Annotated in this window: 23 protein-coding genes; 7 read left to right on the top strand and 16 right to left on the bottom strand. The window is 74.5% G+C overall.

The annotated features are described in order from the left end of the window. Nucleotides 1–46: 46 nt before the first annotated feature. The 8 genes from AD017_RS26345 to AD017_RS26310 form a co-directional block, all read right to left on the bottom strand. A complete protein-coding gene (locus tag AD017_RS26345; protein WP_010229670.1) occupies nucleotides 47–952 on the bottom strand; it encodes a M56 family metallopeptidase in 906 nt (301 codons plus the stop codon). A 93-nt stretch (nucleotides 953–1,045) separates the two neighbouring features. Beyond that, complete coding sequence (locus AD017_RS26340; RefSeq protein WP_010229669.1) at nucleotides 1,046–1,387, bottom strand: BlaI/MecI/CopY family transcriptional regulator; 342 nt, start codon at nucleotides 1,385–1,387, stop codon at nucleotides 1,046–1,048. Between the two features lie 118 nt (nucleotides 1,388–1,505). Further along, on the bottom strand, nucleotides 1,506–2,018 hold the full coding sequence (locus tag AD017_RS26335) for a L,D-transpeptidase (RefSeq protein WP_029239514.1): 513 nt from the start codon (nucleotides 2,016–2,018) through the stop codon (nucleotides 1,506–1,508). 158 nt (nucleotides 2,019–2,176) lie between these two features. Next, nucleotides 2,177–2,917 (bottom strand): enoyl-CoA hydratase, encoded by a 741-nt coding sequence (locus AD017_RS26330; protein ID WP_060575906.1) that lies wholly within the window; start codon nucleotides 2,915–2,917, stop codon nucleotides 2,177–2,179. A 10-nt stretch (nucleotides 2,918–2,927) separates the two neighbouring features. After that, nucleotides 2,928–5,372: an FUSC family protein gene (locus AD017_RS26325; protein ID WP_060575905.1), complete on the bottom strand. Its 2,445-nt coding sequence runs from the start codon at nucleotides 5,370–5,372 to the stop codon at nucleotides 2,928–2,930. A 44-nt stretch (nucleotides 5,373–5,416) separates the two neighbouring features. After that, complete coding sequence (locus AD017_RS26320; protein ID WP_139316784.1) at nucleotides 5,417–6,373, bottom strand: SGNH/GDSL hydrolase family protein; 957 nt, start codon at nucleotides 6,371–6,373, stop codon at nucleotides 5,417–5,419. Nucleotides 6,374–6,781: 408 nt separating this feature from the next. Beyond that, nucleotides 6,782–8,101, bottom strand: a complete 1,320-nt coding sequence (speD, locus tag AD017_RS26315) for an adenosylmethionine decarboxylase (protein ID WP_227012594.1) — start codon at nucleotides 8,099–8,101, stop codon at nucleotides 6,782–6,784. A gap of 64 nt (nucleotides 8,102–8,165) precedes the next feature. Further along, nucleotides 8,166–9,434, bottom strand: a complete 1,269-nt coding sequence (locus AD017_RS26310; RefSeq protein ID WP_082398970.1) for a type III PLP-dependent enzyme — start codon at nucleotides 9,432–9,434, stop codon at nucleotides 8,166–8,168. Between the two features lie 139 nt (nucleotides 9,435–9,573). Here AD017_RS26310 and AD017_RS26305 point away from each other — a divergent pair, with 139 nt between their 5' ends. Beyond that, nucleotides 9,574–10,050: a pyridoxamine 5'-phosphate oxidase family protein gene (locus AD017_RS26305; RefSeq protein WP_060575903.1), complete on the top strand. Its 477-nt coding sequence runs from the start codon at nucleotides 9,574–9,576 to the stop codon at nucleotides 10,048–10,050. 294 nt (nucleotides 10,051–10,344) lie between these two features. Here the strand turns inward: AD017_RS26305 and AD017_RS26300 are convergent, their stop codons facing one another. Both AD017_RS26300 and AD017_RS26295 read right to left on the bottom strand, forming a co-directional pair. Then, complete coding sequence (locus AD017_RS26300; protein WP_060575902.1) at nucleotides 10,345–11,397, bottom strand: acyl-CoA dehydrogenase family protein; 1,053 nt, start codon at nucleotides 11,395–11,397, stop codon at nucleotides 10,345–10,347. Then, on the bottom strand, nucleotides 11,397–12,596 hold the full coding sequence (locus tag AD017_RS26295; RefSeq protein ID WP_349675489.1) for an acyl-CoA dehydrogenase family protein: 1,200 nt from the start codon (nucleotides 12,594–12,596) through the stop codon (nucleotides 11,397–11,399). Before AD017_RS26295 ends, AD017_RS26300 begins: the two co-directional genes overlap by 1 nt. Nucleotides 12,597–12,660: 64 nt before the next feature. Between AD017_RS26295 and AD017_RS26290 the strand changes: the two genes are divergently transcribed. Next, nucleotides 12,661–14,133: an NAD-dependent succinate-semialdehyde dehydrogenase gene (locus AD017_RS26290; protein WP_060575900.1), complete on the top strand. Its 1,473-nt coding sequence runs from the start codon at nucleotides 12,661–12,663 to the stop codon at nucleotides 14,131–14,133. Between the two features lie 78 nt (nucleotides 14,134–14,211). On the opposite strand, the gene AD017_RS35535 is transcribed toward AD017_RS26290, so the two are convergent. From AD017_RS35535 to AD017_RS33685, 5 genes are all read right to left on the bottom strand, one after another. Beyond that, nucleotides 14,212–14,523 (bottom strand): hypothetical protein, encoded by a 312-nt coding sequence (locus tag AD017_RS35535; protein WP_060575899.1) that lies wholly within the window; start codon nucleotides 14,521–14,523, stop codon nucleotides 14,212–14,214. After that, nucleotides 14,520–16,622: a hypothetical protein gene (locus AD017_RS35530; RefSeq protein ID WP_060575898.1), complete on the bottom strand. Its 2,103-nt coding sequence runs from the start codon at nucleotides 16,620–16,622 to the stop codon at nucleotides 14,520–14,522. Before AD017_RS35530 ends, AD017_RS35535 begins: the two co-directional genes overlap by 4 nt. Further along, nucleotides 16,619–18,163, bottom strand: a complete 1,545-nt coding sequence (locus tag AD017_RS26275; RefSeq protein ID WP_145982604.1) for a lipopolysaccharide biosynthesis protein — start codon at nucleotides 18,161–18,163, stop codon at nucleotides 16,619–16,621. Before AD017_RS26275 ends, AD017_RS35530 begins: the two co-directional genes overlap by 4 nt. A 122-nt stretch (nucleotides 18,164–18,285) precedes the next feature. Then, entirely contained in the window at nucleotides 18,286–18,663 is a 378-nt protein-coding gene (locus tag AD017_RS26270; protein ID WP_139316786.1) for a hypothetical protein, read from the bottom strand. 126 nt (nucleotides 18,664–18,789) lie between these two features. Then, on the bottom strand, nucleotides 18,790–19,863 hold the full coding sequence (locus tag AD017_RS33685) for a glycosyltransferase family 2 protein (protein WP_255358468.1): 1,074 nt from the start codon (nucleotides 19,861–19,863) through the stop codon (nucleotides 18,790–18,792). A 543-nt stretch (nucleotides 19,864–20,406) separates the two neighbouring features. Between AD017_RS33685 and AD017_RS26260 the strand changes: the two genes are divergently transcribed. The 5 genes from AD017_RS26260 (at nucleotide 20,407) to AD017_RS26240 (ending at nucleotide 24,049) form a co-directional block, all read left to right on the top strand. Continuing rightward, nucleotides 20,407–21,300 carry a glycosyltransferase gene (locus AD017_RS26260; RefSeq protein ID WP_010224347.1) on the top strand — a complete coding sequence of 298 codons (894 nt, stop codon included), beginning with the start codon at nucleotides 20,407–20,409 and terminating at the stop codon, nucleotides 21,298–21,300. 158 nt (nucleotides 21,301–21,458) lie between these two features. Next, nucleotides 21,459–22,178: an energy-coupling factor ABC transporter permease gene (locus AD017_RS26255; RefSeq protein ID WP_174521776.1), complete on the top strand. Its 720-nt coding sequence runs from the start codon at nucleotides 21,459–21,461 to the stop codon at nucleotides 22,176–22,178. Next, the gene (locus AD017_RS26250) at nucleotides 22,175–22,528 is read left to right on the top strand and encodes a PDGLE domain-containing protein (RefSeq protein ID WP_060575896.1); all 354 of its coding nucleotides are present in this window, start codon (nucleotides 22,175–22,177) and stop codon (nucleotides 22,526–22,528) included. Before AD017_RS26255 ends, AD017_RS26250 begins: the two co-directional genes overlap by 4 nt. Before the next feature lie 28 nt (nucleotides 22,529–22,556). Continuing rightward, the gene (cbiQ, locus tag AD017_RS26245) at nucleotides 22,557–23,321 is read left to right on the top strand and encodes a cobalt ECF transporter T component CbiQ (protein ID WP_060575895.1); all 765 of its coding nucleotides are present in this window, start codon (nucleotides 22,557–22,559) and stop codon (nucleotides 23,319–23,321) included. Further along, the gene (locus AD017_RS26240) at nucleotides 23,318–24,049 is read left to right on the top strand and encodes an energy-coupling factor ABC transporter ATP-binding protein (protein WP_060575894.1); all 732 of its coding nucleotides are present in this window, start codon (nucleotides 23,318–23,320) and stop codon (nucleotides 24,047–24,049) included. Before cbiQ ends, AD017_RS26240 begins: the two co-directional genes overlap by 4 nt. A 78-nt stretch (nucleotides 24,050–24,127) precedes the next feature. Here AD017_RS26240 and AD017_RS26235 read toward each other — a convergent pair whose 3' ends face one another. Further along, the gene (locus AD017_RS26235; RefSeq protein WP_010224357.1) at nucleotides 24,128–25,366 is read right to left on the bottom strand and encodes an SPFH domain-containing protein; all 1,239 of its coding nucleotides are present in this window, start codon (nucleotides 25,364–25,366) and stop codon (nucleotides 24,128–24,130) included. Between the last annotated feature and the right edge of the window lie 34 nt (nucleotides 25,367–25,400).

Below are 25,400 nucleotides of genomic sequence, written 5' to 3'. Positions count from 1 at the left end.
CAGCGTATCGGCGCGAGCTGTGATCAGGGGGCCCCGCGGGCCGTGATCAGGGGGCCAGCAGCAGCCACAGCGGCCCGGCGACGAGTGCCACCGCGACCACACGGACCAGCCACCGCACCGCCGCGGGCAGCGGCGCCGGCGGGGCGGTGACCCGGTCGATCCGGGCCTCCAGCGCGTCGGTGAACGACGACAGCGCCGCCGCCGGGGCCGACCCGCCGACGGCCTTGAGCGCCGTCGCCAGCTCGGTGGGGTCGCACAGCTTGCGGGCGACGTCGTCGGCCCGCATCTCGATCAGCCGGGCGACGGCGAGCTGGGCGCACACCATCCCGCGCACGAACGGCGCCGTCGCGCCCCACGCGACGAACGGGAGGACCACCAGATCGTGCCGTTCCCGCAGGTGGGCGCGCTCGTGGGCGAGGACGGCGACGACACCGGGGGTGTCGAGGGCGTCCAGCACCCCGGCCGACACGACGAGCCGCGAGCTGCGCCCGGGCAGGCAGTAGGCGACCGGGACCGGGTGGTCGAGCACGCGGGTACCGGAGGCGTACGGCCAGGGGGTGGCGAGGACGTCGAGCAGGTCGCGGTGGCGGCGGCGGGCCCGCAGCGTCCGGACCGTGGTGACGACCAGGACCGCCAGCAGCCGGATCAGCAGGCCGAGCGCGATCAGCAGCGCGCCCACGTGCAGCGGGTCCATCGCGGCGGGCCAGCCGCCCGACGCGAGCGACTCCCGGAACGCCCACGCCGCGGCCGGGAGGCTGTCGCCCATCGGGGACAGCCCGTAGGCCAGCCCGGCACCGAACAGCGAGATCCCCCCGCCGAGCCCGACGGCCTGCCACAGCAGCAGGGCCCCCACCGGGTCCCGCGCGGGCCAGCGGGCCCCCGCGAGCGCACGGCTGAACGGCTCGGCGAGTGCCAGGCCGAGCAGCCCGAGTCCCAGCGCGATCAGCTCCATCGCGTCACATCGTGGCCGAACCTGCGGCGGCGCGCTGCACGACCCCTCCGATACGACGGGGAGCCGGGCGGCCGGACCGGTGGCCGCGTGCGCTCAGCCCAGCAGGTCCCGGAGCCGCGAGCGCTCCTCGTCGGACATCGTTCCGAGGAAGCGGGCGAGCGCGGCGCCACGGTCGGACGCGTCGTCCAGGGCGTCGCTCATCAGCTCCGCCACGTGGTCCTCGCGGCTGGCCACCGGGCGGTAGTGGTGCGCCCGGCCGTCGCGGATCCGCTGCACCAGCTGCTTGCGCTCGAGGCGGCCCAGCACCGTGAGCACGGTGGTGGTGGCCAGGTCCCGGTCGGCGAGCTGGTCCTGCACCTCACGCGCGGTCATGTCCCGGTCGGTCTCCCACAGGACGTTCATGACCGCTCGCTCCAGCTCCCCCAGACTCGTCACGCAGCTCATCCTACGCGAACCGTTCTACGGTGTGTAGAAAGGCTCCGGGAGAAACGTCACACCCGGTTGCACGGCAGGACATCCGCCGGTCACCCATGGTCCGGTGCGGACAGGAGGCTCAGTGCACCTGGACCTGGTCGCCGACCTGGAGGCCGTCGAACCAGACCTTCGCGTTCGCCTCGTCGAGCTTCACGCACCCCGCCGACGGCGTGTCCATCCGGCCCTGGTGGAAGGCGACGCCGCCCTCGGCGAAGAACACCGACCAGGGCATCTGCGTCCAGCTCTCCCGGCTGGTCCACTGCTCGGCCTTCCACTGCACGCCGAACGTCCCGCGCGGGGTCGGGTCGGACGCGTCGCCGGGGCGCATCGGCACCGGCCCGGTGACGACGGCGCCGTCCTCGATCAGCCAGGTCGAGCGGGCGGCGACGTCCACGCACGCCCGCGCCGACGCCGTGCACGGCGTGCCCGGGACGAGCGCACCGGAGGCGACCTGCGGTGCGGACGCGGGGGCCGGCTCGGCCGAGTCGGACGACGGCTCGGCGATCGCGACGCCCGCGGTGAGTGCGGCGGCCAGCGCCAGCACCCCGGCCAGGGAACCGATCCACCGGCCACGCCGGATCCGTCGCTGCATCCGTCCCGTCCTCCTGTCGAGCCCGGCCGGCGGCGACTGCCGTCCGTTCCGGGGCGACGACCACGCGGACTCGACGCCCTCCGCGATCATCTGCTTCCGGAGGGTAGCCGAAGAGGATCTTCATCCGTGCGGGGGGTCCGCACGCGTCCGGACGGGCGTCAGCGGCCCCGGAAGGCGGGCGCGCGCTTCTCCGCGCGGGCCGTCCGGCCCTCGGTGATGTCCTCGGCCTGCCAGCAGGCGTCGAACTCGGCCTGCAGGTCGGTGACGACACCGGGGGCGGTGTCCCCGCCGCGGCCGAACGCGTTCGCGGTCCGCTTGTTGTAGGCCAGGGTCAGCGGGGCCATCGTGGCGATGTCGGCGGCCAGTGCCAGGGCGGTGTCCCGGTCGCCGAGGGTGTCGGCGAGTCCGCGGGCGTGCGCCGTCGTCGCGTCGAGCGTCGCGCAGGCGAGCAGCAGGCTCCGTGCGGTGCCCCCGCCGGCGATCTGCACCAGCCGCTCGATCGTCCAGGGGTCGACGGCGAGCCCGAGCCGCGCCGTCGGCAGCCCGAACACGGCCTCGGGGGCCGCGACCCGCAGGTCACAGGCCAGCGCGAGCTGCAGGCCACCGCCGATCGCGGGGCCGGTGACCGCCGCGACGACCGGCATCGGCAGGTCGGCGACCGCGTGCAGGCCCGCGTAGAGGGCGTCGAGGAACTCCTCGGTGTAGACCTCGCCGAAGTCGGCCCCGGAGCAGAACGCCGGACCGTTCCCCGCGACGACGACCGCCCGCGCCCCGTCCGCGCGGACCTGCTCCGCCGCCCCGACGAGCTGCCTGCAGGTGGCGATGTCCAGCGCGTTGCGCCGCTCGGGGCGGTTCAGCTCGATCAGCCCGACGCCGTCGGTGGTGCTCACGGTGATCACGCACCGGAGCCTAACCCGGGCCGCTGCGGATCCCGTCGGTCCCGGTCCGGGGCTCCGGCGCCTCGTGCCGGGTCCCGCCGCTCAGCTCCCGGGCGAGCCCGACGGCGAGCTGGTCGATCCGCCGCAGCAGCCGGGCGGCCGCGAGCCGCCGGAGCCGGTCCCCGGGCGGGGCGCCGGCGGCGCTGTCGCGGGTCCGCGGATCGGCCGGTGCGACCCAGCCCGCGGTGTCCGTGGCACCGTGGCCCGCGGGCAGCGCGCCGAAGGGGTCCACCGCCCCGCCGGTGCGGCCGGTCGCGGGACCCGAGGACGCCGCGTCGGCCTCCGCGGCGTCGATCAGGTCCTCGGCGGACCCGACGCCGTAGTCGGCGGGACTCGTGCCCGGGGCGTGCTCGCGGCGGGCCGCCGGGCCCCAGCCGTCGACGAGGATCCGGCGCAGGCCGTCGACGTTCCGCCGGACCCGGTCGGTGGCCGGGTCCAGGGTCGTGGCCCACTCCGGGACGTGTGCGACGGCGGCCTGCGCGGCGAGCAGCCGGGTGTAGTGGTCCAGCGCGCCGACCACCCGCGCGGTGTGGTGCACCCCGCGGCGCAGCGGCCTGCGGGCGACCGGGTGCTCCAGCGGCCGGGCGCGCTCCCGGACGGTGGCGACGGCCTCGTCGACCTCCCGCGCCTTCTCCAGCGGGTTCTCCCCCGGCCGGCCCAGCGCCCGGTCCACCGAGCACCGCAGCGAGACGTCCACGGCCGTCAGCGCGTCGTCGAGCGCCTCGGCGAACGCCGTCCGGGACCGGGTGGGGAGGATCAGGTAGGCGGCGAGCATGCCGAGCGCGCCGCCCACCACGGTCTCCTCGACCCGCAGCAGCATCGTCTCCACGCTGAACTGGCCGATCACGCCGTAGAGCAGCGCCAGCACCGCGGTGATCCAGAACGCCATCATGGCCTGCGAGATCCGGACCAGGTACAGCGCCAGGAACACGCAGGCGAAGAGCAGCAGGAGGCTGGCGACGAGGTTCCCGGCGACGAGCAGCGCCAGCAGCATCCCGGCGACCACCCCGCCCGCGGTCCCGACCGCCCTGGCCCAGCCGCGGCTGAGGACGTCACCGCGGCTCGCGGTGCCGGCGAACACGACGAACGCCGCGATCACCGCCCAGTACCAGCGCGCCGGGGAGATCAGCTCGCCGACGACGATCGCGAGGCTGGTCGCGACGCCCACCTGCACCGCCTGCCGGGTGTGCAGCTCGGGCCCGCCCTGCAGGCCCGCGCCCCCGGTGTCGTCGTCGGAGGGGTCCTCCCCGGGTGCGTCGCGGCGCCGCGCGATCCCCCGCCACGCCTCCTCGATGGTGGACTGCACGGCGTCGGCGAGCCGGAGCACGGCGAACCCGATCCGCTGCTCGCGGGCCTCCGCCCCGGTGCCACCGGGCCGTCCGACGATCTCGCCGACCGCCTCCCGAGCCTCCTGGTAGAGCCTCGCGGCGATCGCGCGCGGAGTCCCGACGGCCGTCGCCGCGGCCAGCGCCCGCACCCCCGCCGCGAGCGCCTCGCGGTCCGGGCCGGGGATCGGGTCGTGGTGCTCGACGGTCCGCCGGATCGACATCGCGACCCGCTCGGCGGCCAGCTCGGAGTCGACGATCCACTGCCGCAACCCGGCGATCTCGGTCTCGGCGTCGTCCGGTCCGCCGGGACGGGCGCCGCCGGGCAGGTACACCGGGCGCCGGGCGGCCGGGTCGTCGTCGGCGTCGTCGAGGCGGTCCGCGACGGCCAGCGCCGTCGCGTTGAGCCGGGCCTGCGCACGGAGCAGCGGATCGAGATCCGGGTCGGCGAGACCGCCCGGCTCATCGAGGACGTCGACGGCGGCCAGCAGCAGCACGTGCAGGCGGGCCTCGAAGGACCGCACGAGCGCCTCGAGCACGACCTCGACCCGGCGGGTGAACACCACGCAGCGCAGCAGGAACGTGCTGCCGATGCCGACCACCGCGCCGGCCAGCAGGTAGGGCAGCTGGGCGGGCCCGGCCTGCAGGAACTGCACGAAGAAGTACGGCATGAACGCGGCCATGCCGAGGGCGACGCCGCGCGGGCCCCACCGCCGGACCGCGACGGCCACGATCATGACCAGCACGAACACGACGTCCGCGACGACCCGGTGCCCGGACAACAGCGCCGAGAGCGTCGCCGAGGCGCAGGCCGGGAGCACCATGAGCGCCGTCGTCACCCGGCGGCGGCGCAGCTCCGGCTCGTTCACCGCGAGGTTGCCGACCATCGCCAGCACGACGGCGAACAGCACGATCGTCACCGGCTGCCCGGTGAGCGCCCGCAGCCCGCTCATGACGAGCGCGGCGGTCATCATCGACGCCGTCGCCACCGACGCGAGGTGCAGGCGGGTGTGCCCGGGATCGACGGCCGCCGCCCGGGAGCGCAGCTCGGCCCACCACGCGGGCCTCCGCCCGCTCGTCCACCCGCTCACGGCGGCGAGTCTGACACGCCGCCCCGACAGTGGACCGGGTGTCGTCAGCCGTTCGTGCGGGCGGCCGCGGCCTCGGCCGGGACCGGCTGCGAGGACGGCGCAGCCACCGGGACGCCGATCACCGCGCCGGTCGCGGCCGCCATCGCCCGCATCCCCTGCGCGTTCGGGTGCACGGGTGCCGCGGGCGAGGTCGGGACGAGCCCCTCGGTCCACTTCACGCCGGGGAGCTGGCAGATGTCGTGGCCGACCGTCGGGCCGTAGGTGTCGACGTAGTCGAGGCCCGCCTCGGCGGCCTGCTCGGCGAGCATCCCGTTGAGCAGCTTCTCGGTGTCCCGCAGGTAGGCCGTGTCGCCGGCGCTGAACGGCGCGACCGGGTAGCAGCCGGGGCCGGTGTCCGGGAGGATCGACGGGTACCCGACGACGGCGACCCGCGCGGCGGGCGCCCGGTCCCGGATCTCGGAGAGCACGTCGGCGACCTTCGAGGAGGCGTCGTCGATGCGCGCGGCGAGCTGGTCGTCACCGCCCTCGGTGTAGAAGTCCTTGCAGGCGGAGCCGAGCAGGTTCGTCGACGACCGCGTCGCGCACTCCTGGATGATCTCGCCGAAGCCGATGTCGTTGCCACCGATGGTGAGCGTGACCAGGGACTCCGAGCCGTCCAGCGCGTCGAGCTGCGGCGGGTTCGGGCCGAGCTTCACCTCCTGCGCGGCGGTCATGTCCTCGGTGGTCGCGCCGCTGCACGAGACGTCGGTGAAGTCCGCGAAGCCGGCCGAGCGGGCCAGCACCGACGGGTAGTTGTGGTCCGAGCGCAGGCACCCGGCGGGCTGCCCGGTCTGCAGCGGCACGAGCGGCCCGGCCGCGTACGAGTCGCCGAGGGCGACGTAGCGCCCGACCGGGGCCGTGTCCAGGTTGCGCGCCGACATCGTCGTCTCGGCGAACGTCGTCGGGGCCTCCGCCTGGGCGGGAGCGAGAGCACCCATCCCCGCCGAGCTCAGCAGGGTCATGGTCGCCACGGCGAGCCACCGGGCGGGACGGGGACGGCGCACGAGCTCTCGGACCTCCGGTCGTGGGGGGGACCGGAGCTCACCGCACCGGCCTGTCCCGCCCAACGATCATCGGGAGCCGCGGTTACGCCACGTGCGCCAACGGTGACCGGGACGCGCTCTCCTCCCCCGCCGCACACCCGTCCCCGGCCACCGCACACCGTCCCTGGGCCCGGCACCCCGTGCCCGGGTGCCGCACCCCTGGGCCCGGCACCTCGTGCCGGAGTGCCGCACCCGTTCCCCGGGCCCGGCACTCCGTACCCGGGTGCCGCACCCGCTGCGAGGGGTGCGGCACCGGGCGACGGGGTGCCCCGGGCCGCGGAACGGGCGGCCGGGCGGCCGAGGCGGCGGAACGGCGGGGTGCTCGGCTCACTCCCCCAGGCGGCGCAGCGCCAGCGGCGCGACGAGCCGGTGGCGGAGGGACACCTCGTCCCACAGGGCGGGACGCGAGGGCATCTCCGCGAGGCGGGCGGCGGCCGTCGCACCGGGGTCGTCGAGCGGCTCGCGGACCCCGGCCAGGAACGCCCACTCGTGCTCCTCGCAGCCGATGTAGACCCCGCGCCCGCCGGTCTCGCCGAACACGGACCGGAAGCGCTGCCAGGCCGCGCGCAGGGTCGCGTCGCGCCAGACGGCGGGGCTGCCGGCCTGGAACACGAGCACGCCGCCCTCGGTCAGCCGCCGCGAGCAGGCCCGGACGAACTCCTCGTCGTAGAGCCGGTTGATCTGGGCGTCGGGCTCGTCGGGCCGCTCGTCGGGGAGGTCGACGAGGATCAGGTCCCAGTGCTCGGTTGCGTCGAGCACGAACCGCCTGCCGTCGGCGTAGGTCAGCCGGACCGGGCCGTCACCGCGCTCGGCCGCGGCGAGCGTCTCGGGTGTGTAGCCGTAGGGCAGGTGCTCGGCGCAGATCCGGACGGCCTCGGTGTCGATGTCGACGTGGTCCACGTGCCGGGCACCCGCGGCGACGGCCATCTCGGACGCGACCCCCTCGGACGAGCCGACGATCAGCACCCGGTCCAGCCTTCGGGCGAGCAGCGCGCCCGGCCAGACGAGCGCCTCGTGGTACGTGAGCTGCGTGTGCTCGGCGGACTGGCGCTCGTCGTCGCAGAACAGGGTGACGCCGTGCGCGGTGTCGGCGACGACCACCTTCTGGAACCCGGTGTGCGACACGTGGTGCACGGTGCCGAGCTGCCAGCGCCGGGTCAGGTCGTCGGAGATCGGCTCGGTGACGGTGCGCGGGGCGCCGCCGCGGTCGACGACCTGCAGGGCGGTGTCGGACGCGTCCACCCGCGCGGCGAGGTTCCGCACGGCCGCGACCGGGTCGGCGCTCTCACCGCAGGTGAACACGTCGACGTGCATGCCGCCGTGCTCGGGCCAGGTGTGGATCGACGCGTGCGACTCGGCGAGCACGGCGACGACGGTCGCGCCCTGCGGCTCGAAGCGCTCGGTGACGATCTGCCGGACCTGGGCACCGGCCTCGGTCAGCGCGCCGGCGAGTTCGGTACGGAGCCGGTCGACGTCGTCGAGCACCGCCGGCGCGATGCCGCCCAGCTCGGCGAGCACGTGCCGGCCCACCGGTGACGCCGTGCTCGGCAGCGCGGGACTCTCCGATCCGGTGAGCGCGACGCTCGGATGGAGCTCTCCGGCCGCTTCGGACGGCGCGGGCGGGGTCGGCGAAGTCGAGAGTGACACGTCCGGACACGTTAAACGCCCGGCGGGACGTGTGCCCCCTCTGCGCGCCGGGCGGTGGCACGCCTCATGCCGTGCCGGCCACGACGACGTCGAGCGGGCCGAACCCGTTGAAGCCGACCGAGGCGTAGCTGGCCGTGTAGGCGCCCGCGTGCAGCAGGTCGACGACGTCGCCCGCGGCGAGGTCACCCGGCAGCACCACCGGGGTCCGCCGGTAGATGACGTCGTCGCCGTCGCAGGTGGGGCCGGCCAGCACGCACGGCCCGTCCGGCCCGCTGCGGCCCGGCACGCGCAGCGGGTAGCCGATCGCCTCCCCCTCGGTCTCGGCGAGGCCCTGGTAGCGGCCGACGTCGAGGTAGACCCAGCGACGGTGGTCGATGCCGGGCCGGCGCGACACCCGCAGCACCGTCGCCCGGAGCACCCCGGCGGGGCCGGCGATCGCGCGTCCCGGTTCGAGGAGCAGATCGGCGCCGTCGACGTGCCCGGCGGCCACCGCGCCCGCGACCGCGGCACGGACGGCGGCCGCGAACTCGCCCGGCCCGGGGACGTCCGCGCGGTACGTGACCGGCCAGCCCCCACCGAGGTCCAGCTCGGGACGGCGCAGTCCGGCCCGTCCGGCCGTCCGGAGGGCGACGGCGACCGCCTCGGCGTAGGTCGCCGGACGGGTCTGCTGCGACCCGGCGTGGAACGTGACCCCCACCGGTTCCAGCCCGAGCCGGGCCGCGCGGCGGAGCAGCGCGACGGCCTCGCCGGGCAGCGCCCCGAACTTGCCGTGGAACGGGGTGGCCGACCCGGCGTCGTCGACGGAGAGCCGGACCTGTACCCGGGCCCCGGGGACCTCGGCGGCGAGGGCGTCGACGTCCTCGGCGCTGTCGGTGACGAACCGGCACACCCCGTCGGCGGCCGCGCGGGCCGCGGCGCCGGGACCGCGCACGGGGTTGCCGTGCTGCAGCGACGCCGGGTCGGCGCCGGCGGCCAGGCACAGCGCGATCTCGTTCTGGGAGGCCACGTCGAACCCGGCACCGGCGTCGGCCAGCACCCGCAGCACCGCGGGCTCCGGGCAGGCCTTCACCGCGTACAGGATCCGCGCGTCGCCGAACGCCGCGGCGAGCGCGGCGTGCCGTTCCCGCACGACCTGCGGGTCGAGCGCGAGGAAGGGCGTGGGACGGGGGCGCGCGAGGATCGACTCGAGACCGGGGCTGAGCACGGTCCCGATGCTCTCCCGGGCCCTCCGGACGGGCGCGGGCGGGGCGCCGCGCGGATGCCGGCCGCCGGCGACGTCACCATCGGGCGGGGCCTTTGCTCCCGCAGGCCGGCGCCGGACCGTCCGGCGCATCCGCCGAGCACCGGGTCCGCCCCACGTCCGCCGTCGACCGTCCAGGTGAGCCGGACGACCCGCCGGGCGTGACACCCGGGCGGTCCGGCGGACCCGGACGCAACGCTCGGGGCGGCCGATGGTGATCTAGGTTCGGGGTATGACCGCACCGAAGCCGCAACGCCGCGCACGGAAGATCGCGATGACCCCCGAGGAGATCGCCGCGTTCCTCGCCGAGGAGCGGACCTGCCGGGTCGCGACCAACGGCACGAACGGCCCGCACGCCACCCCGCTCTGGTACCTCTGGGACGGCGCCGACGGCGGGGCGCTGTGGCTGACCTCGCTGTCGCGGTCCCAGCGGTGGACCGACCTGGAGCGGGACCCGCGGATCGCGGTCGTCGTCGACGCCGGGCACGCCTACGACGAGCTGCGCGGGGTCGAGCTGCGCGGCTCGGTCGAGATCGTCGGCGAGGTGCCGCGGACCGGGGAGCCGAACCCGGAGCTGGAGCGCGTCGAGCAGAGCTTCGCGGACCGCTACACCGGCGGGCACGTCCTGATCGACGGGCGGCACGGGTGGCTGCGGCTGCGCCCCGAGAAGATCAGCAGCTGGGACTTCCGCAAGCTCGCCCAGGCCTGAGCGCCACAGAACCGGCCCCGAGCCACCCCGAGCCGGCCCCGAGTCACCCACCGACGCCCACCCCTCCCGAACCACCGCCCGCTCCGCACCGCCCACCCCGCACCGCCCATCCGCGGGCCACTCACTCACGGACCGCTGTCCCGGAGACGCTCACCGGATGCGGCGATGCTCACGCGATCGGGCGAGCGGACTCGGATCCGGTGAGCGCGAAGGGCCAGGAGACCGAGTGCGCGAGCGGTGGGTGGGGCGGCGGGGTGGCGGGGTTGTGGGGCTGCGGGGTGGTGGCGCGGTGGGTCAGGGGCGGCCGGTCACCAGGGGCCACAGGCCGTCCGGGCCGGCGGCGAGGGCCGCGGTGCCGACCCGGTCGGTCCAGTACGACTCGTCGCCGTCCTCGTCGCGCCACGCCCAGAGCCGGGTCGTCACGAGCCGCAGGTCGTGCTCCCGGGTGAAGCCGATCGCGCCGTGCACCTGGTGCGCGATCCGGGCCACCGCGGTGGCGGCCTCCCCGCACCGGGCCTTCGCGGCGGCGACGGCGAACCCGGTCGCCGGGTCGGCGAACCCCACGTTCTGTGCGGTGCGGGCTGCGGCGGCGGAGGCGGCCGACGCCGCGCCGACCTCGGAACCCGCCTCGGCGAGCATCTGCTGCACGGCCTGGAACCTCCCGATGGGGCGGCCGAACTGCTGCCGCTCCCCGGCGTAGCCGATCGCGCGGGCCAGCGCCCCGCGGGCGGCACCGGCGAGCAGCAGCGACCGGGCCAGCGCGGCGCGCAGCGCGAGCTCCTCCGCGGCACCCGACGGCGCCGCACCGGACGCGAGCGGCGTCACGCCCGTCAGGGTCAGAGTGTCCCGCGGCTCCTCGGCGAGGTTGACGCCCTCGGTGACCGCGGCGGCGGAGGCGTCCAGCACCAGCACCCGGTCCCCGTCCAGGACGACGACCGCGGCGAGCGACCGCCCCCACGGCACCCGGGTGAGGGTGCCCGACACCGTGTCACCGGTGGAGGTCAGCGTCCCCCCGGCGGTCCCGCCGGGCCCGGATCCTCCGGGGGCGGGCCCGGTGACCACCGCGGCCAGCGGCCCGTCGGGCACGGTGACGCTGGCGGCCCGGGCCAGCCATCCCGCGAGCAGGTCGGTCTCGGCCAGCGGGATCCGCGCCGCCCAGGCCCCGGCCGCCTCCAGGAGGACGGCGGCGTCGTCCAGGGTGCCGCCCGTGTCCGGGGCGGTGAGCGTCGTCAGCCCGGACCCGGCGCACGCCTTCCAGGCCGCGGCGTCGAATCCGGCGGCGTCCTTGTCGTACGAGTCCGCGAAGATCGACTCCGCCAGCTCGGCCAGCTCGGCGTTGCGTGCCATCAGCGCAGTCCCATCCCCCGCGCGACGATGCCGCGCAGGACCTCGTTCGTACCGCCCCGCAGTGTGAAGCCGGGTGCGTGGAGCACCGCGTCGGCCAGCAGCCGGGCGAAACCGGCCTCGGCACCGGGATCCGGCGGGACGTCGACGAGCAGCCGGGCCGCGTCGACGATCTCGTTCTCGTAGCGCGTGCCGAGGTCCTTCACCAGGGCCGCCGCGAGCTCGGGGGCCTCCCCCGACTCCAGGGCTCCGGCGACGGCCAGCGACATCGACCGGAGCGTCCAGACCCGGGACACCAGCGAACCGATGCGCCGGCGGGTGCCCGCGTCCACGTCACCGCGGGCCGTCAGCTCGCCGACCAGCGCGGCCAGCAGCGGGTAGGTCGAGAGGAAGCGTTCCGGCCCGGACCGCTCGAAGGCGAGCTCGCCCGTGACCTGCGCCCAGCCGTTGCCCAGCTCGCCGAAGACCCGCTCGTCCGGGATGAAGACCCGGTCGAACCGCACCTCGTTGAAGTGGTGCGCGCCGGTGAGCAGCGGGATCGGCCGGATCTCGACGCCGGGCCGGTCCAGCTCCACCAGGAACTGCGACAATCCCGCGTGCCGGTTGCCGTCGTCGCGGGGCTCGGTGCGGACGAGCGCGAAGAACGCGTGCGCGTGGTGCGCACCGGACGTCCAGACCTTGGTGCCCGACAGCTCCCAGCCGCCGTCGACCCTCTCCGCCCGGGTCCGTACCGACGCGAGGTCGGAGCCGGAGTCCGGTTCGGACATGCCGATGCCGAAGTAGACCTCGCCGCGGGCGATGCCGGGCAGGAACGCCCGGCGCTGCTCCTCGGTGCCGTGCCGGAGCAGCGAGGGCCCGATCTGCCGGTCGGCGATCCAGTGCGCCGCCACCGGGGCACCGGCGGCGAGCAGCTCCTCGGTCACCACGTAGCGCTCCAGCGCGGAGCGGCCGTGCCCGCCGTACTCCGCCGGGATCGTCATGCCCAGCCAGCCGCGCTCCCCCAGCCGTCGCGAGAAGCCGGCGTCCCAGCCGGAGAGCCACACGTCGGCCCGCGGGGTCCACGCCCCGGCCGCGCGTTCGGCGTCGAGGAACTCCCGGACCTCGGCCCGCAGGCCGGCCAGGTGCCCCGGCAGCTCCACCGGGTCGGGCACCAGCTCCGGCAGTCTGGTCAGCGTCGTCGTTGCTCCTGCCACGACCGCCATCATCACCCACGACGGCGCGGCTCGCCGGTGTCCATGCCGCTTCTCACCGGGGTACGTTGCGGCCATGACCACCAATGCTGACGAGCGCAGGGTCCTGGAGGCCGTCCCGACCGGGCTGTTCATCGGCGGGCAGTGGCGACCGGCCGCGAACGGGGCCACCGCGAAGGTCGAGGATCCGGCCACCGGTGAGGTGCTGACCGAGGTCGCCGACGCCTCCCCGGCCGACGGCATGGACGCGCTGTCCGCCGCGCACACCGCCCAGCCGGGGATCGCCGCACTGCCGCCCCGGCAGCGCAGCGAGATCCTCTACCGGGCCTATCAGCTGCTCCACGAGCGCGCCGACGATCTGGCGCTGCTCATGACCCTGGAGATGGGCAAGCCGGTCGCCGAGGCGCGCGGCGAGGTCGTCTACGCCAGCGAGTTCCTGCGCTGGTTCGCCGAGGAGGCCGTCCGGATCGACGGCGGCTACCAGGTCGCGCCGAACGGGCAGACCCGGTTCCTCACGATCCGCCAGCCCGTCGGTGTCTGCGTGTTCGTGACGCCGTGGAACTTCCCGCTCGCCATGGGCACCCGCAAGATCGCGCCGGCGATCGCGGCCGGCTGCGCGTCGATCATCAAGCCTGCCCCGCAGACGCCGCTGACGATGCTGGCGTTCGCCCAGGTCCTCGCCGACGCCGGTCTGCCCGACGGCGGTCTCAACGTCATCAACGCGACCGACGCCGGCGCCGTGATCGAGCCGATCATCCGCGACGGGCGCGCCCGCAAGATCTCCTTCACCGGCTCCACCCCGGTCGGCAAGAAGCTGCTCGAGCAGGCCGCGGACAAGGTGCTGCGCAGCTCGCTGGAGCTCGGCGGCAACGCGTCGTTCATCGTGCTCGACGACGCCGCCGTCGACGCCGCCGTCGAGGGCGCCATGGTCGCCAAGATGCGGAACATGGGCGAGGCGTGCACCGCGGCCAACCGGTTCTACGTCCAGCGCGGCGTCGTCGAGGAGTTCACGACCAAGCTGGCCGAGCGGATGGGCGCGCTCAAGGTCGGCCGGGGCACCGAGGACGGCGTCAACGTCGGGCCGCTGATCGACGCCAAGGGCCGGGACAAGGTCACCGACCTGGTCGCCGACGCCGTCGCGAACGGCGCGAGCGTCGCACTCGGTGGGAAGGCCCAGGACGGGCCGGGCTACTTCTACCCGCCCACCGTGCTCACCGACGTGCCCGCCGACTCCCGGCTCAACCACGAGGAGATCTTCGGCCCGGTCGCGCCGATCACGGTCGTCGACTCCGAGCAGCAGGCCCTCGACGCAGCCAACGCCACCGAGTTCGGCCTGGTCAACTACGTCTACACCCGTGAGATCAACCGGGCGCTGCGCATCGCGGAGAACCTGGAGAGCGGGATGATCGGCCTGAACACCGGCCTGGTGTCGAACCCGGCGGCACCGTTCGGCGGGGTCAAGGAGTCCGGGCTCGGCCGGGAGGGCGGCAACGTCGGGATCGACGAGTTCCTCGAGACCAAGTACGTGGCGATCGGCTTCTCCGGCTGATCCCCCGGGGTCCGCGGACCCGGGACGACGAGGCCCGGTACCCCAGTTCGGGTACCGGGCCTCGTGGTGTGCGGCGGGTCAGTTCGCCGGAGGAGCGGGCGCGCCGCCCGGGGGCACCGGCACGGCCGGGTCCTGGCCCGGGAGGGGCTCGGCCGGGGCGGTGATGTCGGTCTGCCCGGTCATGACGAGCTGGACCAGCTCGACCCCGCCGTTGAGGACGAGCATCACCGCCAGCAGCACGACCGACCCCACGACGGCGACGGTCATGCCCCGCTGGGCCGCACCTCCGGTGCTCAGCCGACCGCGGTTGGTCTCCACCACCCAGGCACGGGCCCCGAACAGGGCCAGCACCAGGGCGAACACGATCCAGGTGAGTGCGAATCCGGTCACGGGGCCGGCACCTCCTCCCCTGCAGCCGGTGCCGGGGCGTCCCCGGCCGGCGGGGCCGGTGCCGGGACACCCGGGGCCGGAGCGACCTCGTTGCGGACGAGGACGGCGTTGAACCCGTTCTCGTAGGTCGCCCGGTACTGGCCGGAGGCGATCAGCTGGTCGCGGATCGCGATCGTCCAGCCCGGCTGCCGGTCGTTCAGCACGACCCCCTGCTTCTCGATCGACCCGTAGAACAGGATCGTCTGCGGCTGCACCTGGTCGATGCACCGGAACTCGTCCGCCGCGAGGATCGCGCAGCCCTCGCCACCGGACGCCATGTTGTTGTGCTCGCCGACGCCTTCCAGCGCGTACGGGCCGATGGTGGACAGCGGCTGCACGGTCGCCCCGGGCGGGGCCGCGTCGTACGCCTGCCGGGTCATCTGGACGTCCTCGGTGGTGACGTCGAGGTAGGCCTCGTTGCCACCACGGATGAGGATCAGCAGCCCGAAGACCGCGACCATCGCGACCGCGAGCAGCTTCTCCCGGGCGCGGTCGACCCGGACGAACGCCCGCAGCGCGTCGACCGCGAGGATCGTCAGGATCGGCAGGCCGAACAGCAGGATGCGCAGGAAGAGTTCGCCGCCGTAGCTCTGCACCGCGGCCATGCCCATCGGGATGACGGCCAGCAGGATCGGCACCAGGTCACGACGCCGCTTCCAGTAGACCCAGGCCCCGGCGAACCCGATGAGGTAGATGAGGCCGGTCATGCCGGCCCGCATGAACTTCACCGCGATCTGGCCGGTGTCGCCCTGCAGCCGGTCCGTGACACCGGCCGCGAGCGCACCACCCTCGTCGCTGCTGCCGATGATCATGCTGATCTGGGTCATCCAGAAGTCCCGGGCCGCGATCAGGATGAACACCGTGACCGCGAGGATCGCGATGAACACCAGGCCCCGGCCCCGGAACCGGCCGACCAGCGCCAGCACGACGAGCTGACCGATGATCGCGAACGGGGTCAGCTGGTGCGTCGGCGCGACCGCGATCACGCAGAGCGCGGCGCAGAAGAAGATCAGCAGCAGCTGCCGTGGCGGCAGCGTCGGACTGTTCGGCGGGGTCATCGCGCTGACCAGCCAGCGCCGCCACCGGGGTAGCGGTGGCGCACCGCGGTGCGACCGTGGCCAGCCGCCGATGCCGGCGTTGTCGACCCGCCGGGTCGCCAGCGGGCCGAGCGCGAAGGTCAGGACGGTCAGCTGCAGCACGATCGCGGTGGCCTGCGGCGAGAAGTAGTCCTGCTCGATCCAGTTCAGGCCGATGAACAGCCACGCGGCCACCCAGGGTGCGCGGGTGCCGCCCAGCATCGAGCGGGCGAGCGCGTACACGCCGATCGCCCAGACCGCGGTGACGGCCGGCGGGTACCAGCGCAGGATCGTGTCCAGCTGGTCGGCACCGCCGGCGTCACGGAACCAGGCCCACTGGGCGAAGAACCCCGGCCAGTAGAACCGGGCGTCGACACCGGTGGGCGGGACGCCGTTGTTCGCCGAGACCGCGTCCACGAAGCCGGAGATCAGCCAGGCGGTGGTGAACCGGGCCTGCGGCTCCACGACCGACGGCATGCCCGTCGAGCACAGGACGAGCACACCCGTCGCAGCGCCGAGCATCGGGATCCGCGGCCGCGGCGACCACAGCTCGACCACGCAGCAGGCGATCGCCAGCAGCAGCGCGACCCAGGCCAGCGGGCTCAGGACCGGGGCGAGACCCCAGCCGCCCATGTCCGACAGGTCGGTCGTCGCGGCGGCCAGCGGCAGCAGCACGACGGCCAGCACGGCCAGCACCGGCGCGGCCCAGGTCCACAACGGGCCGACCGGCCCGGTGGGCCCGGGCGGTGGCGGGGGCTGCCCACCCGGGCCCGGAGGTGGCGGCGGGACCGGCCCGTCGCCGCCCGGGCGCGGAACGGGTCCGCGCACGGCCGTCGTGGGCGAGTCCGGCCCGGGCGGCGCGACGAACTGCGTCCGTTCACTCGGGCTCTCCTCGACCTGCGTGGTCCGACCGGCCCGGCCCTGCTCGCCGCGGGACCGGGCGGACGGGTCGGGGCCGCCCGTCCGGCGGGTCTCCGACGTCACGACTTCACCTCCGTGGAAGGCCGGCGGTTCCACGCCGGGACGAATCTGAGAGCGAGGGCGCACAGCACCTGTGCGCCGACATAGCCCAGCACCATCGGCAGCATGACCATGCTGACGGACGTGGTCGCCGGGTCGGGCAGCGGGACCAGGCCGGCGAAGACGACGACCAGTCCGGTGTTGAGCAACTGGATCTTCGCGTAGCCCATGCCGTCGCCGTCGGCCTGGCGCCGGGCCAGCTCGAACACGACGAGCAGCCGGAACAGCAGGCCGGCCATCAGGACGGCCAGGGCCGGCGCACCGGCCGCGTAGCCCTCGCCCAGCAGCGACAGCACGGGGTAGCCGAGGACGGCTCCCACGCCGAGCGCGGGCAGGAACAACAGGAGCATGCGACGCCGCGCGAGCCGGGCGAACTCGTCGGCCCGGTGCGGCTCCCGCGCGGTCTGCACGGCCAGCGAGTTCGTGAAGAACGTGGCGGCGAGGTCGATGACCGTCACCGCCTGCCAGCAGATGAAGAACACCGCGCCGATCTCGTTGCCCATGCGGATGTTCGCGAACAGCGGCACCTGGTTGTAGAGCAGCGCGTTCCCGCACTGGGCCAGGGCCGTCGGGGCGAGGAACGCGATCGCCTCGGCACGGCTCGGGACGATGCCGGGACCACCGGCCGCGGCGAACCGCCGCGTCATGTACCAGAGCATCGCGGTACCGGCAGCCACCCAGAGGACGACCGGGATCGCCCAGGACAGGACCATCGCCTGCGAGTGCAGCGAGGCACCGAGCGCGAGCAGCAGCACGATCCGGACGACGGCGAACGTCCCGTTCCGCCAGACCGCGACCCAGGGTTTCCCGATCGCGACCATGACGAAGTCGTGGACGACGAACACGCCCCAGCCCGCGCAGGTCAGCACCAGCACCAGCAGGCCGAGCCCGAGACTCCCGCCACCGGCGGTCTCGGCGATGCGCGGCACGATCACGCCGTACACCAGGCCGATGAGGCCGGACAACGGCATGATCAGCAGCAACGCGCCGAAGGTCAGCCGGACCGATCTCCGGCCCGCCCCGGGCAGCCAGCGCATCAGGCCGAGACCCAGGTTGAGCTGGGCCATCCCGCCGATCAGCTGGAACGCCGACACGAACTCCGAGGCCCGGCCGACCTCCTCCTGCGGCATGATCCGCGCCGCGATCAGGACGCCGAGCAGGCCGGCGATCGAGCCGAAACCGGAGCAGAGGGTGAGGGCGATCCCGTCGCCGATCCCGCCGTTCTTCCCGTGCCCGCCGTCGTCGCCGTCGGTGTCGGGGCCGTGGTCGGAGGGTGGCGGCGGGTTCTCGCCCGGGCCGCGCAGGCCCACGAGCGGGATGTACTCGGTGCGCTGCTCGGAGAGCTCGCGCGACCGCACGCGTTCGCGGGCGGGCTCGAGGCGCTGGGTCGGCGCGTCCGGGCCGGTCTCGGGGCCCGGGGCACCCCCCGCGGCCGGCAGCGCCCGCGTCGTCGGGTCGGCGTACGGGTCGTGCGGGCCGGGGCCGCCCGTCGGACGGGAGGGCATCGCACGGGTCCCGGAGTCGGAGGCGTGCCGGCCCGGCACCGCCGGGTTCCGCTCGGGACCGGAGGCCGGGCCGGGACCGGCGGCACCCGCACCGAGGCGGGTGTGCGCCGGCCCGACCGGCCTCACTGTGCGACCACCGCGTGCCGTAGCAGGAACGGGATGCTGAGCAGGGTGACGACGAACAGGGCGACGCTCGGGTACCAGAGCCCGAGGCTCACCATCAGCTGCCCGCCGATCAGCGTCACGGCGGTCCCGACGCCCAGCGTCAGCAGCCACACGTGCGCGGCGGGCGCGCGGCGCAGGAACCCTGCGGCGGCCCACCCCGGACCGAGCAGCAGGAAGCCGATCGTCAGCAGGAGCCGGAACTCGCCGAGCCCGCCCCCGCTGACGTTCGCGATGTTGAGCACGCAGGCGAGTACCCCCGCCGCCACGAGCAGGATCGCCACGTAGCGACGCGCGGTCCTCGCCCGGGTCAGCTCTGCTGCGGACGGCACGCTCACCGCGGCACTCCCCTTCCTCCGATGACCGGCGCCCGTCCGATCGGACGAGCGCCGGTGGTGTGTCGTGTGACCCGCGTGGTCACGGGTCTGCGGTCACCGGGCCTGGTCCGGCCCGGTAGCCGGTCGTCAGGACGCCTCTTCACCCCATGCGTACCGCACGCCGGCCGGGTCGTGACGCCCGGTCCCGTCCCGGTCCGCACCACCCGGTGCCGTGGCGGCGCGGCCGGACAGACCGGCGGCACCGGCCTTCTGACCACGGCGATCACGAGCGACCGGCTGCGACGAGGGCTGCGGCCGGTAGGGCGGCAGGGTCGGCGCGTCGGCCTCCGCGGGCCGCGGGGCCGGGCGCGGACGCTCCGGCGCAGCGGCGGGCGGGGTGCTTCCGGAGACGGGCGGTGCCGGGTTCGTACCGTTGGTCCGGCCCGGCTGCGGCGCCACCGGGTGCCCGGCGGGCGGGGTGACGGCGGCCGGCAGCGCGGCGGCGGCACCGGGCTCGCGCCCGGCCCGGCGGCGCTCGGCGGCCAGGGTGCGCAGGACCCGGGTGCCGTCGGCGAAGGTCCGCAGGTTGGTCTCGCCGAACATCCGCTCCCGCTCCTTCGAGGGGACCTCGGTGATCGACAGACCGGCGGCGGCGACCCGGCAGTTCAGGACGGTCTCGATCTCGAACCCGTCGCCCCAGTACATGCCGTCGTCGGGGTGCGGGGGCATGTCCACCGCCGGCAGCTCCAGCTGCGGCAGGATGTCCGCCCAGAACGCGTTGTAGCCGTAGCAGAGATCGGTGTAGCGGGTGCCGAACAGCGTGTTCGCGACCAGGTTCAGGCCGGCGTTGCCGCTCTTGCGCAGCAGGGTGATGTCGTCGCTGCCGCCCCCCTTGGCGAAGCGGCTGCCCTTGGCGAAGTCGGCGCCCTCGACGAGTGCCTGGACGAAGCGCGGGATCTCCTGCGGGTCGGCCGAGCCGTCGGCGTCGAACATGACCAGGACGTCACCGTTGGCCGCGGCGAAACCGCAGGCCATGGCGTTGCCCTTGCCCTTGCGGGTCTGGCGGACGATCCGCACACCGGGCAGGACGCGCCGGGCGGTCTCGACGGTGCCGTCCTTGGAGTTCCCGTCGACGACGAGGACCTCGTGCACGGCGGGCCGCACGGCGGCGATGGCCGGGAGGACGATCTCCAGGTTGCGGGCCTCGTTACGGGTCGGCACGATCACCGACACCCGTGGTCTGTCCGGACGGTGGGTTCCGTGGTCAGGGCGCTTGTTCACCGGTCTCTCCCCCGAATCGATCGGTCTGGGCGCGCGCGGTTCGGCGTGCATGTGGTGGTGTCCGGCGGCGTCAGCGGCACCGGATCGTGGCGTTCCCCCACAACGGGGGGCATAGGGCTTATCTGCGCCCCCGCCGCTTGCGTTACGTGACCCGTACCGCAGCGGGTGTCATCCGGACGGCGTAGCGCCGCTGCGCGACGAGCCGTCCGCAGGCGCTCCGACCCGGTGGACACAGCGCCTCATAGTACGGACGGTGCGCCGTTCGGTGGTCCCCGGGACCGCCCGTACGCCGCTGCGTAGCGGGCCGTACGCCGAATTACCGACGAACGGCCAGTCGATCACGACGAACGGACGGGCGGTGGGTCGACCTTCGTCTCCCGCCCGGCGACCGTCGCCGGTTCCCGGCCGCCGCCGTCCGGACGTGGTCCCCCGGCGGGTACCGTGATCGGTCCGTGTCCTGTCCCCGATCCCGCGAGGTACCCGATGAGGCCCGGCGGCTTCCTGCCCAGCGTGTCCGTCTGCATCCCGGTCTACAACGGTGAGAGCTACCTCGCGGAGACCATCCGCAGTGTCCTGGAGCAGACCTGGCGGGACTTCGAGCTCGTCGTGCTGGAGAACAACAGCTCCGACCGCAGCTGGGAGATCGCGACGTCGTTCCGCGACCCGCGGATCCGGGTGGAGCGCAACCGCGAGACCCTGTCGCAGGGCGAGAACTGGAACCGCGCGGTGCAGCTGTGCCGCGCTCCCCTGGTCAAGCTCGTGTGCGCCGACGACCTGCTGCACCCGCGCTGCCTGGAGCTGCAGGTGCCGCCGATGCGCGACGACCCGTCGCTGGCCCTCGTCGCGTCCCGCCGGCACATGATCGACGAGCAGAGCCGCGTCCTCGTGCCCCGGCGCGGGCTGGGCGCCGGACTCGTCGGGCTGCACTCGGGCAGCGAGGTGGCCCGTCGCGTCATCCGCAACGGCGCCAACCCGATCGGCGAGCCGGGCAACGTCCTGTTCCGGCAGGAGCAGTTCGTGACGGCCGGCGGCTGGCGTGCCGACCGGCGGTTCATCATGGACCTCGACCTCTGGATGCGGCTGCTGCAGTACGGCGACTTCCTCGGCGTGCCGGAGACCCTCGCGGCGTTCCGCATCGCCCGCGGCTCGGTGTCCTCGGAGTACGAGCAGCAGATCTCCGACGAGCAGCAGCAGCTGATCGACGAGCTCGGCGAGTCCGGCACCTTCGACGTCCGCCCGCTCGACGTCCGCATCGGCCGGATCGCGCTCCCGCTCGGCCGTGCCCGCCGCAAGGCGCTGTTCCGGGTCTCGCGGATCGCCGCCCGTAAGGACGACAAGCTCATGGCCGAGCAGGAGGAGGCGGCCTCGGCCCGGTAGGGCCCTGCGCACTCTCCGTTCCGGCAGGTCCCGAGGCGACATTCCGGACATGCAGGTCCTTACCTGCTGCCAGCTCTGTGCAGCAGCACCCGTGTCGCGTTCAATCCCCTCACCCGGCCGGGTGGCGGCCGGTCCACCGGACCCGGCGAGGGGGCGCGATGCAGACCCATGCGGTCGCCATGCACATGAGCGACGGGTTGGTGAACGGGCCGACCGCGCTGCTCTTCGGCGTGGTGGCGGTCGGCGCGCTCGCACTGGCCGTCGTCCGGGCCCGCGCCGACCTCGACGACCGGACGGCCCCGATGGCCGGGCTGGTGACGGCGTTCGTCTTCGCCGTCCAGATGATCAACTTCCCGATCCTGCCCGGTGCCAGCGGGCACCTGCTCGGTGGCGCCCTGGTCGCGATCCTCGTCGGCCCGTGGGTCGGGATGATCTCGATCTCGATCGTCCTGGTCGTGCAGGCCCTGCTGTTCGCCGACGGTGGTCTCACGGCCCTCGGGCTCAACATCACCAACATGGCGGTGATCGGGGTGACGGCCGGCTGGCTCGTCGCCAGGGCACTGCGCCCGCTCGCCCTCCGCTCCCGGGGCGGTCTCGTCGGCGTCGCCTTCGTCGCGGCCCTGCTCAACACCGTCGTCGCGGCGATGGGCTTCGTGGCCGAGTACGCGATCGGCGGAGCCGGGGGCGCGACGCTCGGCACCGTGTTCGCGCTGATGGGCGGCCTGCACGTGCTGATCGGGATCGGCGAGGGCGTGATCACCGCGGCGACCGTCGGCGCGGTCGCCGCGGTGCGGCCCGATCTCGTGTACCTGCTCAGGGGGACGTCGGTGCCGCTCGCGCGCCGGTCCCCGTCCGGGACCGGAGGGACGGCCCGATGACCACCCCCGCCACCGGCCGGCGCACCGCGGTGTTCCTCGCCGGGTTCCTCCTGGTGTCGCTGCTCGTCGCCGGGCTGCTGTCCTCCCTGGCCTCCCCGGACCCCGACGGCCTCGACACGGTCGCCCGCGACGGCTGCACGGTCGTCGAGACCCCGCAGGGCGAGGAGCAGCTGGAGGGCAGCTGCATCGCGCAGAACGAGGGCGAGCACGCGACGGCGTCGAGCCCGCTGGCCGGCTACGCGGTCGGCGGTACCGACGGGACCACCGGGATCGCGGGCGTCGCCGGAGTGGTGGTGACGGTCGTCGTGGCGGGCGGGGTGTTCCTGCTGCTCCGCCGCCGGTCCCGGTGACCGGGCGCCGGCCGGCGGGGACCGTCTGATGGGAGCGGGGCACACCCACCCGCTGCATCTCGCCCACGACTCCCCCGTGCACCGGCTCCCGCCCGAGGTCAAGATCGTCTCGGCGTTCCTGGTCGTGGTGTGCGTGGTCGCCACGCCGCGGGAGGCGTTCGCGGTGTTCGGCGGGTTCGCGCTGCTTCTCGTGGCGGTCTGGACCGCGGCGCGGATCCCGCCGGGCTGGATCCTGCGGCGGTCGCTGATCGAGCTGCCGTTCGTCGTGCTGGCGGTGCTGCTGCCGCTCACCGGCCCGCCGCCGTCGGTGGACGTCCTCGGGTTCGCGCTGTCCGGGCCCGGCCTGCTCGGGGCGTGGAACATCCTCATCAAGGGGACCCTCGGCGTCCTGACCTCGCTGACCCTCGCCGCGACGACACCGATGCGCGACCTGCTCGCCGGCCTGCAGCGACTGCGGGCCCCGGCGATCGTGACCACGATCGCCACGCTGATGCTGCGCTACGCCGAGGTGATCGCCGGAGAGGCCCGCCGGATGCGGCTGTCCCGGATCTCCCGCGGGCACGACCCGCGGTTCCTCTGGCAGGCCGCGGCCACGGCACGCGGGATCGGAGCCCTGTTCGTCCGCTCCTACGAGGGTGGTGAGCGGGTGCACCTGGCGATGCTGTCCCGCGGCTGGACCGGGACCATGCCGCCACTGGGCGACACCCGGACCACCGCCCGGCAGTGGGTCGCCGGGCTGTCGGCGGCGGCCGTCGCGCTGGTGCTCGCCGGATCGGGCTGGTTGCTGACGTGAACCCGTCGCTGCGCCTGCACGATCTCGCCTACGCCTACCCCGACGGCCACCAGGCCCTCTACGGGGTCGACCTCACCGTCGCCCGTGGGGAACGGGTCGCGCTCCTCGGTCCGAACGGCGCCGGGAAGACGACGCTCGTGCTGCACCTGAACGGGATCCTCGGCGGCGGGGAGGGGTCGGTCGAGGTGGGCGGGCTCGCGGTGGAGCGGCCGAACCTGCAGGAGATCCGGCGCCGGGTGGGGATCGTCTTCCAGGACCCGGACGACCAGCTGTTCATGCCCACCGTCGGCGAGGACGTCGCGTTCGGGCCCGCGAACTTCGGGCTGCGCGGCGACGCGCTCACCGACCGGGTCCGGACGGCGCTGCGCGCGGTCGGGATGGAGGGGCACGCCGACCGGTCCCCGCTGCACCTCTCCGGGGGCCAGCGGCGCCGGGTGGCGCTGGCGACGGTTCTCGCCTGCGACCCGGAGATCCTGGTTCTCGACGAGCCGTCGTCGAACCTGGACCCGGTGGCCCGCCGCGAACTGGCCGAGGTCCTGCTCGGGCTGGACGTGACGATGCTGATGGTCACCCACGACCTGCCGTACGCGCTGCAGCTGTGCCCGCGCAGCGTCGTCCTCGACGGCGGGGTGGTCACCGCCGACGGCCCGACCCGGGATCTCCTCGCCGACGATGCCCTGCTGGCGAGGCACCGCCTCGAACTGCCCTACGGCTTCGTACTGGCATGAGCGGGCCCGGGGAGCCGCGGTCCGGTGGTGCCGGACGGCGGTTCCCCGGGCCGCTGAGGGGACGGGTGGAGCGGGGCGTCAGCCCTGGTGCTCACCGTTCGGGTGCGGCTGCACGTCGCCCGGGGTGGTGCTCAGTCCCGGGACCTGGCGGGACGCCTCGATCTGCGACGGGGAGGACCCGCCACCGTCGCCCCCGGACGCCGGGCGGTCGCCGACCGGCGGCACCTCCGCCTGGGCCGCCGCGGTGGCCTCGGCGACCTGCCGGGCGATCTCCGGGTCGGTGGAGGTGTCGAACCAGTCCTCGACGGAGTCGTCGTCGTCGGCGGGACGCGACACCGTGCCGTCGTCCGGGCTGGGGGTGTAGCGGAAGACACCGTCGTCGCCGGGCGCCCCGAGCATGCGGGTGAAGCCCTCCAGGGCCTTGCCGAAGTCGGACGGCACGACCCACATCTTGCTGGCCTCGCCCTGCGCCATCTCCGGCAGCGTCTGGAGGTACTCGTAGGCGAGCAGCTCCGGGGTCGGCCGGCCTGCCTTGATCGCGGCGAACTTCTTCTCGATCGCCTTCGCCGCACCCTGTGCCTCGAGGTACTGCGCGGCCCGGCGGCCCTGCGCGCGCAGGATCTCGCCCTGCCGCTCGGCCTCGGCCTCCAGGATGGACGCCTGCTTGGCACCCTCGGCGGTGAGGATCTGCGACTGCTTCTGACCCTCGGCGCTGCGGATCGCCGACTCCCGCTGGCCCTCCGCCGTGAGGATCATGGCCCGCTTCTCACGGTCGGCCTTCATCTGCTGTTCCATCGAGTTCTGGATGGACGGCGGCGGGTCGATCGCCTTGATCTCGACCCGGGCCACCCGGATGCCCCAGCGCTCGGTGGCCTCGTCGAGCTCGCCGCGCAGCGCGGTGTTGATCCGGTCCCGCGAGGTCAGGGTCTGCTCCAGCGTCATCCCGCCGACCACGTTCCGCAGGGTCGTGGTGGTGATCTGCTCGACACCGGCGATGTAGTTGGCGATCTCGTAGACCGCGGCCTTGGCGTCGTTGACCTTGAAGTAGACGACCGTGTCGATGTTCACCGTCAGGTTGTCCTGGGTGATGACCGGCTGCGGCGGGAAGGACACGACCTGCTCCCGCAGGTCGACCCGCTCCCGGGTGCGGTCCACGAACGGCACCAGGATGGCGGGGCCGCCCTCCCGGGTGCTGTGGTAGCGGCCGAGCCGCTCGATGATGTACGCCCACTCCTGCGGCACGATGACGATCGACTTGACGACGATCGTCACGACCAGGACGAGCAGGACGATCGCGATGATCACACCGGCATCCATCCGGCCTCCCCTCGATGCGCGCCGGAGGACCGGC

It is taken from the genome of Pseudonocardia sp. EC080619-01 (genome assembly GCF_001420995.1).
In the GTDB taxonomy this organism is placed as follows: Bacteria; Actinomycetota; Actinomycetes; order Mycobacteriales; family Pseudonocardiaceae; genus Pseudonocardia.
Note: the sequence above shows the minus strand (reverse complement) of the source record. Positions and strands in the feature narration are given on the sequence as shown.